Below are 12592 nucleotides of genomic sequence, written 5' to 3'. Positions count from 1 at the left end.
AGGATTGTTCTTAAGGTTGTGTGAGGATAAAAATGAAGAAATTCTTAAGGTTTTTGGGGGAACTTGGGAAGCTTGCTAGTAGATTGCGCTCTTTCTATTCCCGTATCGAGCCGACTCTTCCTTTTATTCACGTTGCGGCGTGGGTTGCTCTCGCTGCGGAGCTGGTTGTGCTCGGTGCTCCTACGATTATTCTCGTATCAAGCCGACTCTACCTTTTATTCTCGGTGCGTAGCGGGTTGCTCTCGGTACGGGGCTGGTTGTGCTCGGTGCTCCAACGTTTATTCTCGTATCAAGCCGACTCCAGATTTTATTTTCGTTGCGTTTCGGTTTTCCATAGCGTTTAAGCCCGTATTAAACTGGGTTGCTCCCGTTACGAATTTGGTTATGCCAATATAAAAACGGAACCCGACATTTTGGGTTCCGTTCGATGAAAATATTATTCTTTTGTTGTTGCAGTTTCAGCTTCGACCGGGTCGCTGTTTTGTACGGCGTGTGTTAGTTGGTCGATGCTTGGGCGCAGATTGTGTTTGCCCGCGTAGCTTTCGAGCATTTCTTTGACGTCGATGCCTGAAGTGGCTTTTAATGTTTCTTGGAGTGTTGACATTAGGTCGGTTGCGTAAGATGTTACTTTGTTCGCACCGCCGCCTTCTCCGCCACCTGTGTCGACGACTGTAATTTTGTCGATGTTTGAAAGCGGGCTGGCAATTTGTTTCGCGTACTCAGGAATCATTTCAATGACCATATCAAGCATTGCAGCCTGGCCGTATTGTTCGAACGCTTCAGCGATTTTGCGTTTCGCTTCGGCTTCTGCGAGACCTTTCAAGCGGATGATATCTGCTTCGGATTCACCTTGTGCACGTTGAGAATCCGCTCTCGCCTGACCTTCAAGGCGCACCTTTTCCGCATCAGCTGTTGCTCTAGCTTCAATACTATATTTCTCGGCATCTGCTTCAGCCATTTGTCTAGATTTTGCGGCTGCTGCATTTTGTTCGATTGCGTAACGATCCGCATCCGCTTTCTTCTTAACTTCGGAGTCGTACTGCTTCTCGCGACGCAAGATTTCATTTTCTTCAAGTTCGATTTGCTTTTGACGCTCGATGATTTGAATTTGCATTTCTTGCTCCATAACTTCTTGTTTGGAACGAGCTGATTGCAATTCGTATGCTTGGTCCGCACGTGCTTTTGCGCGGTCTTGCTCAAGACGATATTCCGCGACTTTTAACTGATTCTCTTTTTCTGCTTCAGCAATTTCAGTTGCACGTTCAAGCTCCGCTTTTTGTGCTTCTTTCGATGCTTCGGCATTTTTAATACGCGTTTCTTTTTCCGCTTCAACGGTTGCAATATCTGCATCGCGTTTCACTTGTGCAATACGCGGTTTTCCGAGTGAATCGAGGTAGCCGTTTTTATCGCGAACATCTTTAATTGTAAATGAAACGATGACGAGTCCCATTTTGGAAAGGTCCTGTGATGCGACACGTTGCACTTCCTGGGAGAACATATCACGGTTCTTATAAATCTCTTCAACGGTCATTGATCCTAAAATCGATCTCAAGTGACCTTCTAAAACTTCTTTCGCTTCATTTTCACGATCTTCTTTTGATTTTCCTAAAAACTGTTCAGCCGCAGTTGCGATTTCAGTAATCGATCCACCGATTTTAATAATCGCAGTTCCATCTGCCATTACCGGAACGCCCTGCTCTGTATAGACTTCAGGCGTTGTCACTTCAAGCTTGCTCGATAAGAGGCTCAGCGGTTTTGCTTGTTGGAACACTGGAAATACGAATGTACCTCCACCACGAATGATTTTCACGCGGTTTCCTGAATCGTCTGTATGGACGTTTTTGGTCCCTAGATAACTACCAGTTACGATAAGCGCTTCGTCTGGACCGACTGTTTTGTATTTTGAAATGTACACAAGAATTACTGCCAATAAAACAAATACTACAATTCCAATTGCTAACCAAGTTTCCGGCATTGTGTTTCCCCCTTAAGTTTTTATTTAGAATCTGCGAAACGGAATGGTTCATATTCTTTTACAATAAGCGTGCCTTCTTTTACATCAATTACAAGTACTTCTTTTCCGTAATCAATGCTGCTGTTTTCATAACCGGAAGCACGTTTTGAAATAAGTCCATTCACTGTTTCAATGACGACCTCGCCGAATCCGTCGACTGGCACGGGTACGATTACCTTACCAACTTGCCCAGATAATGAAGCATCCGTGTAGGCCAGTGACACTTCTGCCGACGAAAGCGGAAGTAAAACAAAAAAGTAAAGTAGTAAATCGAGTACAAAGGCGATGGCTAAAGCTACAATTATAATGATGCCGCTATTCCAGTCCATCGTGAGTTCCAGAATATAGCCGGTAGCAGCCGTGAACGTTAGAAAAGAAAGTACAACCGCTGGATCCAAAAATGGACTTCCTTCACCGATTCCTTCCGCGATATCACTGAAAAAGACATACAAAATTGTAATCAGACCTAAAATGATTAACGCATACAAGTAAAATTGCACGATAGGTAAACCAAATAGTTCCATTTTCCACACCCCTTTACACTACTATACTCTTCTTCCAATACAGATACGTATGAAGTTCGCGAAAGTTTCAAATTAAATAAGTTTTATTTTCCATAATACAGATTCTATTTATTAAATCTTCTAAACTTTTGATTTTTGAGTTTATTTGGTATAATCAAGTTGTTCATAATTAAATTCCGGTAATACGGATGGAGGCTTTATAATGTTTAGTTTACGAAAAACAGATCCCTTTTTCACGGCTTTATTGGCGATCGCGGAGCATGTTCAGGAAGCTGTTCACTATGCAGATGACTTCAAAATTAATAATATTGCTGATTTGAAAGAGGTAAGTATAAAACTTAAAAATTATGAAAGAGAATGCGATTCTCTTGTTTATGAGCTAACAACGAAGCTTAATACATCATTTATGACACCCATTGAGCGGGAAGATATTTTGCAACTTTCGATTAAAATGGATGACATCCTTGATGGGATCGAGCATTTTTCAGCACATCTCGAAATGTTTTCGCTCATTGATGTTGATGAGTATGTTCATTCTTTTATGGACAACATTGTGAAAAGCACTGATGAAATAGTCTTAGCAATGCAATTACTATCCAAGAAAAAACTTGTCGAGATGCGCGAACATGCTGTTAAAATCAAGGGATTTGAGAGCATATGCGATGAGATTTACCGAACATCTATTAAACAACTTTTCATAACTGAAAAAGACCCGATTCGAATTATTCAATTCAAAGACATTTATGAACAACTCGAAGATGTAGCAGATTACTGTGAAGACGTTGCAAATACAATTGAAACCATTATTATGCGTAACGCATAAGGGGGAGCTAAATGGATACGATTCTACTCCTCACAATACTTGTCGTTATATTCGCGCTCACATTTGATTTCATTAACGGATTCCACGATACCGCAAATGCAATTGCAACTTCGGTTTCAACACGGGCATTAAGACCGCGAACGGCTGTTTACATGGCTGCGATCATGAACTTTATCGGAGCCCTGACTTTCACTGGTGTCGCGAAAACAATTTCCAAAGACATCGTTGATCCGTTCCATCTTGATAACGGGGCACTTGTCATTTTAGCGGCGTTAATAGCGGCCATTGCTTGGAACCTGATTACTTGGTATTTTGGGATTCCATCGAGTTCTTCCCATGCCTTGATCGGATCGATTGCCGGGGCCGCAATTTCCGCTGCTGGATTCGGCATTTTAAATTACAGGGGCTTCAGTAAAATTTTACAGGCGCTTATTATATCGCCTTTTATCGCTTTAATTGTCGGATTCTTAATGATGTCGTTATTCAAGGTTTTATTGAAAAATAGAAATTTATTCACGGCGAATACTCGAATCCGTTATTTGCAAATCGGGACAGCTGCCCTTCAAGCGTTCACCCACGGAACAAATGATGCGCAAAAAGCGATGGGAATCATTACAATGGCCCTTATCGCAGGCGGACTGCAAGCCGGCGAAGACATTCAACTATGGGTCCGGGTTTCGGCGGCTGCAGCTATGGGACTAGGAACTTCTGTCGGCGGCTATAAAATCATAAAGACGGTCGGAACTAAAATCATGAAAATTCGTCCTGTTAACGGAGCGGCTGCTGACTTATCTTCTGCTGGTATTATTTTCGCCGCAACATTACTTCATTTGCCAGTTAGTACGACGCATGTTATTTCTTCAGCTATTATGGGAGTCGGAACAGCGCAACGTGTTCGCGGAGTCAACTGGGGCGTCGCGCAAAGAATCATTTTAACATGGATTATTACATTGCCGATTTCTGCTGCACTTGCCGCAATTGTATATAAAGTTCTTGAATTGTTTTTTTAATTTAAACATTTCACTTGCATTCTGCGAATATCCCTGTTATGATAAAGAAGAATTATTTTTGTTCGACAACATGATGGTCTCGGAAATCTTGACCGCTTCAAGACTTGAGCAAGGATAGTAACACAATGTGTGTAAACATTACACACGAGGAGGAAACAAACATGGAACAAGGTAAAGTAAAATGGTTTAACGCAGAAAAAGGTTTTGGATTCATCGAACGTGAAGATGGGGACGACGTATTCGTACATTTCTCAGCTATCCAAGGCGAAGGATTCAAGTCTCTTGAAGAAGGCCAAGACGTAACTTTCGAAATCGAACAAGGCGAACGTGGACTTCAAGCTTCAAACGTTGAAAAAAACTAATTTGAACTAACCATTCAAAAGCCATTCCCTCAGGGGGATGGCTTTTTTTCTTTGTTTATTTTTTATAAATAAACGCATATCTATCGTATGGATAAAAGACTTTTTAAACTATTTCCGTTATTATATAAGAATAAAGTTTAATTTTACCAACGGAAGGAATGACTACCTTGCGCACACTCGCTCGCTTTGTTACAAGTAGCTATAAATACATAATTATTTCATGGATTGCCATCTTTATCATCATGGCACTTTTCGCGATTCGCCTCCCTAGCATGTTGGAAGGCGACGGCTTTGAAATGAACGGAGATCATGCGGCCGTCATGGATATTGTTTCAGAAGAATTTGATATGCCAGCCGAAACCATGTTGCTCGTATTCGATCGTGTCGATGATGAAATGATTTCATATACGATTGAAGATATCGAAAAACTTGATGTGACCTCTGCAATTGATTCACCGCTAGAGGATGAATCACTCTATAAAGAAGACGTGTCCTATGCTCTTCTCCACTTTGGAGATGAAACCGATAATATGTCCGATGTCGTAACGGATATCCGCGACGCCATCGGGGATAAAGACGGAATTACGTTGACAGGTGCCTCTGCAATTTCTAAAGATATTAACACAGCAAGTCAGAAAGACCTTATTACGGCTGAGGCGATTGGACTTCCGATCGCGATTATTGTATTGCTGTTTGCATTCGGGACTGTAGTTGCATCGATGGTTCCACTTATGATCGGAATCGTCACAGTCGTGTCATCCTTTGGTATCTTGACGATTTTAGGCGCTCAAATCGATTTATCTATATTCGTATTAAATATTATTCCGATGCTTGGTCTCGCGCTTAGTATTGACTTCGCCTTATTATTTATTAGCCGCTTCCGTGAAGAACGAGTTCATAGCGATATACTCGATGCGACAACCACCACGATTCTCACTGCAGGGCGTTCGGTTATTTTTTCAGCGTTTTGCGTGTTTATCGGGCTCGGGGCGATGTTATTGATTCGAGTTGACATTTTCCAAAACATTGCAGTCGGCGGGATGATTGTTGTTGCAATGGCGGTGCTTAGTTCCGTGACACTGCTCCCTTCCGTTCTTATTGCACTTGGTGATCGAATTGAAAAACTGCGCATTTTAAAAGTAAGCTCGAATGGCTCGAATGCTTGGCGTAGATTTGCCAATGCGGTGATTAAACGTCCGGTTCTAATTACACTTGTCGCTGTAATTTTACTCGGCATCGCGGTAATTCCAGTGAAAAACATGGAGTTGTCGATTCCTGAAATCGATTCTCTCCCGGAGTCGTATGATTCCCGTTCTGCTTTTGAATTGGTCGAAAAAGAATTTGATCTTTCAGGTGAATCTTCACTTTATGTGATTGCCGAGCGGTCTGGCGGTTGGGAAGATGAAGATGGTTTAAAGTCGATGAAAGAACTTGAAGATCAATTGCAAAGTGATAATCTCGTTAAAAATGCAACCACGATTTTTAGCGCGAGCGAAATCGGCTCGGTTGACGAGTGGAATCAAGCTATGCAAGTTCCTGAAATGGCGGCGGGACTCACCCCGCTGCTCGAAACATTCGTGAAGGTTGAAACACTCATGATTCCTGTAACGCTTTCAGCGGATGGTTCATCCGAAGAAGCGCAGGATTGGGTTCGGGATTGGTCGGATTTGGAGACTGATTGGAATTTACTGATTGGCGGAGCAGCAAAATTCAACCAAGAAATCTTCGATGAAATCTGGGATAAAATCGGCTATGTTCTCGGATTAATTGTTGTAACGACTTTCTTTATTCTCATGATTGCATTCAGATCTCTGTTAATTCCTATTAAGGCGATACTGATGAATATCATCGGATTGTCCGCTACATTCGGGATTCTCGTGTACATCTTTCAATACGGGCACTTCGGACTCACCGCGGGATCTATCGCGCTCATTATTCCTGTCATCGTCTTTAGCCTTGTCTTCGGATTAAGCATGGACTATGAAGTCTTCTTAATATCAAGGATGCAGGAAGAGTATGCGAATTCCTTCGATAATGACAAAGCAACGGTTGAAGGACTCGCGACGACGAGTAAAGTGATTACGTCCGCTGCGCTAATTATGATTGTGCTAACGGGGGCCTTCGCCTTCACAGATGTCATGCCCGTGAAGCAAATCGGGGTCGGCATCGCCATCGCAGTCGCTATCGACGCGACGATCATTCGCCTGCTGCTTGTTCCAAGTTTGATGAAGTTATTCGGCAAATGGAACTGGTGGTTGCCGTTCGGGAAAGGGCTTTATAAAGGTAAATAAAAAAGTTGTCTGTACATCGGGTTCCCGAAAGTGCAGACAACTTTTTCTTTTAGACGTTCAGTATTTGCGAATCAACATCCACATCAATAATGGATACATCCTTCTCTTCACCATTCCGATCTTTATCATACTCAGCCATGACTGAAAAATAAATGGCTGCGACAATCACGATCACGAAAAGGACGATTCCAATCACTAGATGCTTTCCTTTCATTTTCAATCACTCCTTAACTTGTGTAAACTGCTCGTCTTTCAAGTAACTTTGCGCGTAGCCGTAGTTACCGAAACTTTCTTCTAAGTTCAGTCCGTGATAAATATTCCAAGCGCCTTCTTCTTCGACTAATTTCAGCTCGACGCCTTCACCGTTGACCCATGTTTCTTCGACAGCTGGTGTTTCTGCTTCTTCCTCTTCTTTTGATAATAAAGCAATGGAGTCCGCAATCGTTTTGCGAAGCTCTTCTTCTGTCGCCTCTCTTACATTAACCAGTCCTCGGTCATCCGCGCTGTAGCCAGGAAGTCCCGCGACATACACGAATGCATTGCCGTTCGGATGGAGATGTTGCACGACGACTGTTTTGTCTAACACGCTATCTTCGTAATGGTAATTCACGCGCTTCATGGATACTTCTTTTCGTGTCAATTCTGGAAATGATTCAATAATTTCTTGTTTTTGTTCAAATGTTAGCATAGGGTTCTCTCTTTTCATTTTATATTTTAGAATAGCATTACGATTCTTTTACTGTTAATCCCAGAACGCGGGCAAAGCCAATCGCTTGTTCTTTTGAAACGATACAGCCTGTGATGTTCGGAAGCGTGACTTCAATTCGCTCATAGGTGCTATCCGATAAATCCACGCCTTTTAAATCCGTTTCGGAGAAATTAATATTGTCCATTTTGCATTTGGAAAAACGAACTTCTTTAAAAGTGCATTCATAAAAATCGCTGTCCGATAAATTACTATTCGCATAGTCGACTTCTTTCATTCCAGAAAAACTGAAGTTGCTATAGCGTGCCTCGCACTCATCGAATAATGTATGGCTCACTTTCGAGTTTGCAAAATCAGCGCCCGTTAATTTAGAATTCACAAATTCACAACGATGGAAAAATGCGTTTTGAAAATTAGCATTCGAAAAATCGCAGTTTTGAAAAACAACGTCAACGAATTCAGCTGCTCTTAATTCGCAACCTGAAAAGGATACCTCTTTAAAGTAGACATCATCAAATGATAGCCTTTCATCTTCAGAACCTTCTAAAGTCCCGCCGGTAAAGCTAGATTTTTCTATGTGCCCATCAAAGCTCCAGACATCAGCGACCGACAGCTCTTCATGAACTAGCGAGACTTTCGGCCGTTGCCGTTTGCCTATTTTCTTTTTAGTCAAGCCTAATTCCCCCTAACGCGTTTTCCATTCTGTGAAGATGATGAATAAAACTACAACTGCAATGGCAAGAATATAAAACCAACCTGGAATACTGCTCAACATTCAAATGCACCCTCATTTCTCTGTGTAGCTATAATAATAGTAAAGTCGATTGTAATTGATGGAATCCCGATACGGAGCGCTTCGTTCACCTTTTCTCCGCTCGCTCCCCAGGTCAACGGCGTCATGCGAATTAACTTCGCGAGCAGTTCCTGATCGAGCGGGAATTGATATGTGATTCGTTCCGTCTTTACATCGCTAAAATGTTCCGCCACTCGGGCGGCCGGATCTGCATCTTGTTCGCGCCCGGCTTCATCGTAAAATACAGCACGCAACTCTTTCAAATAGTCCTGTTCCGGTACGACTTTCAAAAACAATCCATCCGGTTTGAGGAGCCGAGTAAATTCAGCGTAGTTTGCGGGCGATAAAATATTGAGAATGACATCAAATTGTTCATCGGCAAACGGGCAATTTGCAAGGTCCGCCACAGCCCATATATTGCCGGGATGATCCTTTGCAGCGGCTAGAATTCCTTCTTTTGAAAGATCAATTCCAACGCCTGTGACATTTTTTCGGAGTTTAGAGAGTATGGTCGATAAATGGGATCCTTCACCGCACCCCGCATCGATGATCACCGCTTCTAGTTTATCTTCTAGTTGTTTTGAAATTAAATTTGTACTACTATCTAGCACCGGATTAAAAAATCCGCTATCGATTATCGTTTTCCTTGCTTCAAAGAGAGCTTTATCGTATTTCGTGAGATGTCCTCCCGAGGTCAGATTCACATAACCTTGTCTCGATAAGTCGAACGAATGATTTTTCGTGCAGACAAGCCGGGACTTGTCGATAAGTATTAGTTCCGTCCCGCAAACTGGACAACTAAATAGATGGGCGTTCTTTTCAATTTGTTCCGCATTCATCATTTTTTTAGATATCATTACTTTTTCTCCGTTCATCAGTTGTCTCTCTAGTATACATTTTGTGGACCGCGATAGGAAACCTTTGTGGTAAAGGTTTCCGCTATAATCACAACCTTATCCGGGTTATACTAATAAAAAGGAGTTTATATTTATGAGGAGATTATTTCTTTTACTATTATTAATTGCCACAATTTATTTTATAAAACCGCTTTGGGAAGAACCTGTCTCGAAGTATTTTGATATTTCATTTCTAGAGCCTTTCGATGAAAAAGTTGCAACGTTTCTGACGAGCGAATCAGTAACTTCCGCGATAGATTCGATAAACGATACGGTCGATAAAGCTTATTTTTTCTTATCTTCAAAAACAGCGGATAAAAGCATGATTGTTGATCATGTCGATAAACCGAAGTTAGTAAAACCTCTGAACACTAAGCTTGCGATTTATAATATAGAACTAGGAACGCCGGAAGCTGATGTCGTCGAGAAGCTCGGTGAACCAAACCGCGTTTCTCTGAATGAATACGGATCCACTTGGAATACGTACCACGACGGCTATCATAATTTCATGATGCTTTCTTATGATAAGAACGGAAAAGTCGACGCCATCTACACGAATGATGATTTAATCTCGTCGGATATCGGTATTGAGTATGGTTCTGCAAAATCAGTCGTGCGAGAAACGTTAGGCGAACCTTTGAAGGAAATTCGAAAAGGATTAAATATATATATATTGCAAGACAGTGAGGAATTCGACTTGTTCGAGGTAGACGGCATGTATGCGTATGTATTTTATGATTTGCATAAAGACGACACCGTTACTGCGATGCAACTCGTTTCTACTTCACTTGAACGTAAAAAAACCGGCATGTACGCCGGCGGTAATAAAACGCTTCGAAACGGTTTCGAAGTTCAGCTCTTCGACTTGACGAATGCTGCGCGTGTCCGAAATGGACTAGTCGCGCTCGAATGGGATGACCGATCTGCCGAGACGGCAAGAATGCATAGTATCGATATGGCTGAAAATAATTATTTCAGTCACGATAACTTGGAAGGAAAATCCCCATTTGATCGCATGAAAGACAATGGCATCAAGTTTCGCGGCGCAGGCGAAAACCTGGCTTATGGCCAAACTAGCAGCATCTTTGCACATGAAGGCTTGATGAATTCGAAAGGCCACCGTGATAATATCTTGCAAGATATTTATAGTCATCTCGGGACGGGTGTTGCATTTAACGAAAAATCAACGCCGTTTTACACAGAAACCTTTTTGTTGAAATAATTTACTTAGCAGTGATTGCCGCGCATGCGATTCGCGCGCCGGAATTACCCGCAGGATCTGTTTCGTAATCGTCTGGACCTTCATGAATGACAAGTGCGCTGCCGTCCTTGTCTAGGATTGAATTGTCCATGCCTTGTTTCAGTGTAATATCGGTTAAATGCAAGCTGACATTCACTGTTCCGTCTTCGGCAACTTCGATATTTGGCAAATCGCCTAAATGGAAACCTTTCGGGTTATCAAATCCATGTTCCTTACTTGTCGGGTTAAAATGACCGCCCGCTGACTCGAATGTTGGCGTTGCGCACTCGCCTTTTTCATGAATATGGGTGCCATGTATACCTGGTTTTAGCCCTTCTGCCCTAATGTCGATGATTAAGGCTTTGCTATTTTCAGTGAACGCCACTTCCCCGATCTCGTCCCCGTCGACATTAATAAACGGGGCACTCAGATTTTCCGTTTTATCTCCACTGACTGGCAGTTTGGTTTTCTTTTGCAAGCAACCTGACATGACAAACAATAAACAACAGCTTATGAACAGTAGTAATATGCGTTTCAATAGAATTCCTCCTAGGAAAATGTTTTCATTTTCTTAGGTTGTCCAAGTTTTCAACATTTTATGTATAGAAAACTATTTTCAGACAAAAAGCGACTCTTCCTTATTTTTCGTAAGGAGCGAGTCGCTTTTTTCAATCAAGAAATAATTTTTCTAAATCAAGTGGAACAATTGATTTTCCGTCTTTGTAAACGCGCATATTCCCGCCAGAAATTTCGTCTATGAGCATGATTTCGCCCGTTTCGCTGTTACGTCCGAATTCCAACTTAATATCATAAAGTTCCAGTCCTTTGGCAGCAAGTTCATCTTTGACAATTGACGATACATCTTTCGTCAACGTTTCGAGTGTTTCATATTCTTCATTTGTTAACAGACCGAGCTGATTGAGCGCGTCTTGACTGATCGGCGGATCGTTTCGCTTGTCATCTTTTAATGTCACTTCAACAAAGGCATCTAGCGCTTGGCCTTCTTCACAATATGCGCCGTATCTTTTAAGAAAACTTCCGACAGCGCGGTACCTGCAAATGACTTCAAGTCCTTTTCCGAAAGCGGTTGCCGATTTTACGGTCATTGATACATTGTCGAGATCCGTATTGACATAATGCGTCGGTATGCCTTTTTCCATCAATTTCTCGAAAAAATATTTTGTCATGCGCAGCCCCGATTTCCCCATTCCTTCTATGGTCAGTCCAACCTGGTTCGCACCTGGATCAAATACGCCGTTTTCACCCGTTACATCGTCTTTAAACTTTAAAAGTACATTTCCGCCGTCTAATTTATAGACATCTTTTGTTTTGCCTTTATAGAGAAGTTCCATGAGCTCGTCCCTTTCCGTCCAACTTTATTCTTATAGGTCTATTATAAAGCAATTTTGCGGGAAGAAAAAGAAATGTGTGGTTTTTTGTCTTTTTAGTTGTTGTTGGTTGATGCGTTGTTATGTGGCTTTGGTCGTTTTACGCGCGGATTTGTTCGTTTACGCGCGCTTTATTCGTTTTACGCGCGGATTTATTCGTTTACGCGCGGATTTAGTCATTTCGCCGGTCCCTTTACAGTTCAATCTTTTCCACTTTACTTGATGTAGGTCAAGGATTCATTATCGAAGCCGTCTTATGATGTATATAGAAAGTAAATAAATTATTGGAGGATGAGGAAAATGAAAAAAGCAGTATTTGGTTTGGAGCCGTTAAGCTGTCCGACTTGTATTAAGAAAATCGAGATCACTGTTGGAAAATTGAATGGTGTGGAAGAGGTAAAGGTTTTATTTAATTCCAATAAAGTCCGTGCACAGTTTGATGAAAATATTGTGAAGGCGGATCAGATTAACGAAGTCATTACGAAGCTCGGCTATCCCGTGTTATCGCAAAAAGTTTCTTAACTAACGAGAGAGGTGGAAAAATC

Annotated in this window: 14 protein-coding genes; 6 read left to right on the top strand and 8 right to left on the bottom strand. The window is 41.9% G+C overall.

The genetic code is table 11. The features are described from left to right. Positions 1-436 precede the first annotated feature (436 nt). Positions 437-1975, bottom strand: a complete 1539-nt coding sequence (gene floT, locus G8782_RS09180) for a flotillin lipid rafts scaffold protein FloT (protein ID WP_172370632.1) — start codon at positions 1973-1975, stop codon at positions 437-439. 20 nt (positions 1976-1995) lie between these two features. Next, positions 1996-2538: an NfeD family membrane protein gene (locus tag G8782_RS09175; RefSeq protein WP_172370631.1), complete on the bottom strand. Its 543-nt coding sequence runs from the start codon at positions 2536-2538 to the stop codon at positions 1996-1998. A gap of 202 nt (positions 2539-2740) precedes the next feature. Between G8782_RS09175 and G8782_RS09170 the strand changes: the two genes are divergently transcribed. From G8782_RS09170 to G8782_RS09155, 4 genes are all read left to right on the top strand, one after another. Beyond that, complete coding sequence (locus G8782_RS09170) at positions 2741-3361, top strand: DUF47 domain-containing protein (RefSeq protein WP_172370630.1); 621 nt, start codon at positions 2741-2743, stop codon at positions 3359-3361. Between the two features lie 11 nt (positions 3362-3372). Beyond that, on the top strand, positions 3373-4371 hold the full coding sequence (locus G8782_RS09165; protein WP_172370629.1) for an inorganic phosphate transporter: 999 nt from the start codon (positions 3373-3375) through the stop codon (positions 4369-4371). 161 nt (positions 4372-4532) lie between these two features. Further along, complete coding sequence (locus tag G8782_RS09160; protein ID WP_172370628.1) at positions 4533-4733, top strand: cold-shock protein; 201 nt, start codon at positions 4533-4535, stop codon at positions 4731-4733. Between the two features lie 158 nt (positions 4734-4891). Beyond that, the gene (locus tag G8782_RS09155) at positions 4892-7024 is read left to right on the top strand and encodes an MMPL family transporter (RefSeq protein ID WP_246231617.1); all 2133 of its coding nucleotides are present in this window, start codon (positions 4892-4894) and stop codon (positions 7022-7024) included. Between the two features lie 49 nt (positions 7025-7073). Here G8782_RS09155 and G8782_RS09150 read toward each other — a convergent pair whose 3' ends face one another. The 4 genes from G8782_RS09150 to G8782_RS09135 all read right to left on the bottom strand — a co-directional run bounded on the left by G8782_RS09150 (position 7074) and on the right by G8782_RS09135 (position 9380). Beyond that, positions 7074-7238 (bottom strand): hypothetical protein, encoded by a 165-nt coding sequence (locus G8782_RS09150; protein ID WP_172370627.1) that lies wholly within the window; start codon positions 7236-7238, stop codon positions 7074-7076. 6 nt (positions 7239-7244) lie between these two features. Then, a complete protein-coding gene (locus G8782_RS09145; RefSeq protein ID WP_172370626.1) occupies positions 7245-7712 on the bottom strand; it encodes a hypothetical protein in 468 nt (155 codons plus the stop codon). A 37-nt stretch (positions 7713-7749) separates the two neighbouring features. Further along, positions 7750-8403 carry a pentapeptide repeat-containing protein gene (locus tag G8782_RS09140; protein ID WP_172370625.1) on the bottom strand — a complete coding sequence of 218 codons (654 nt, stop codon included), beginning with the start codon at positions 8401-8403 and terminating at the stop codon, positions 7750-7752. Positions 8404-8498: 95 nt separating this feature from the next. Further along, positions 8499-9380, bottom strand: a complete 882-nt coding sequence (locus tag G8782_RS09135; protein ID WP_172370624.1) for a putative RNA methyltransferase — start codon at positions 9378-9380, stop codon at positions 8499-8501. Positions 9381-9513: 133 nt separating this feature from the next. Between G8782_RS09135 and G8782_RS09130 the strand changes: the two genes are divergently transcribed. After that, positions 9514-10641, top strand: coding sequence for a CAP domain-containing protein (locus G8782_RS09130; RefSeq protein WP_172370623.1), 1128 nt, complete (start codon positions 9514-9516; stop codon positions 10639-10641). 1 nt (position 10642) lies between these two features. Here the strand turns inward: G8782_RS09130 and G8782_RS09125 are convergent, their stop codons facing one another. Further along, on the bottom strand, positions 10643-11197 hold the full coding sequence (locus tag G8782_RS09125; RefSeq protein WP_172370622.1) for a superoxide dismutase family protein: 555 nt from the start codon (positions 11195-11197) through the stop codon (positions 10643-10645). Positions 11198-11327: 130 nt separating this feature from the next. Continuing rightward, entirely contained in the window at positions 11328-12011 is a 684-nt protein-coding gene (locus G8782_RS09120; protein WP_172370621.1) for a phosphoribosylaminoimidazolesuccinocarboxamide synthase, read from the bottom strand. Between the two features lie 336 nt (positions 12012-12347). On the opposite strand from G8782_RS09120, the gene G8782_RS09115 reads away from it, so the two are divergent. Continuing rightward, a complete protein-coding gene (locus tag G8782_RS09115) occupies positions 12348-12569 on the top strand; it encodes a heavy-metal-associated domain-containing protein (RefSeq protein WP_172370620.1) in 222 nt (73 codons plus the stop codon). Positions 12570-12592 lie beyond the last annotated feature (23 nt).

The organism is Sporosarcina jiandibaonis, from assembly GCF_013184495.1.
Lineage (GTDB): Bacteria > Bacillota > Bacilli > Bacillales_A > Planococcaceae > Sporosarcina > Sporosarcina jiandibaonis.
Note: the sequence above shows the minus strand (reverse complement) of the source record. Positions and strands in the feature narration are given on the sequence as shown.

What these genes read in the sequence shown, in the direction of transcription:
- floT (WP_172370632.1), bottom strand. Translation starts at nt 1,975, where the DNA reads ATGCCGGAAACTTGGTTAGCAATTGGAATTGTAGTATTTGTTTTATTG.
- G8782_RS09175 (WP_172370631.1), bottom strand. Translation starts at nt 2,538, where the DNA reads ATGGAACTATTTGGTTTACCTATCGTGCAATTTTACTTGTATGCGTTA.
- G8782_RS09170 (WP_172370630.1), top strand. Translation starts at nt 2,741, where the DNA reads ATGTTTAGTTTACGAAAAACAGATCCCTTTTTCACGGCTTTATTGGCG.
- G8782_RS09165 (WP_172370629.1), top strand. Translation starts at nt 3,373, where the DNA reads ATGGATACGATTCTACTCCTCACAATACTTGTCGTTATATTCGCGCTC.
- G8782_RS09160 (WP_172370628.1), top strand. Translation starts at nt 4,533, where the DNA reads ATGGAACAAGGTAAAGTAAAATGGTTTAACGCAGAAAAAGGTTTTGGA.
- G8782_RS09155 (WP_246231617.1), top strand. Translation starts at nt 4,892, where the DNA reads ATGACTACCTTGCGCACACTCGCTCGCTTTGTTACAAGTAGCTATAAA.
- G8782_RS09150 (WP_172370627.1), bottom strand. Translation starts at nt 7,238, where the DNA reads ATGAAAGGAAAGCATCTAGTGATTGGAATCGTCCTTTTCGTGATCGTG.
- G8782_RS09145 (WP_172370626.1), bottom strand. Translation starts at nt 7,712, where the DNA reads ATGCTAACATTTGAACAAAAACAAGAAATTATTGAATCATTTCCAGAA.
- G8782_RS09135 (WP_172370624.1), bottom strand. Translation starts at nt 9,380, where the DNA reads ATGATATCTAAAAAAATGATGAATGCGGAACAAATTGAAAAGAACGCC.
- G8782_RS09130 (WP_172370623.1), top strand. Translation starts at nt 9,514, where the DNA reads ATGAGGAGATTATTTCTTTTACTATTATTAATTGCCACAATTTATTTT.
- G8782_RS09120 (WP_172370621.1), bottom strand. Translation starts at nt 12,011, where the DNA reads ATGGAACTTCTCTATAAAGGCAAAACAAAAGATGTCTATAAATTAGAC.
- G8782_RS09115 (WP_172370620.1), top strand. Translation starts at nt 12,348, where the DNA reads ATGAAAAAAGCAGTATTTGGTTTGGAGCCGTTAAGCTGTCCGACTTGT.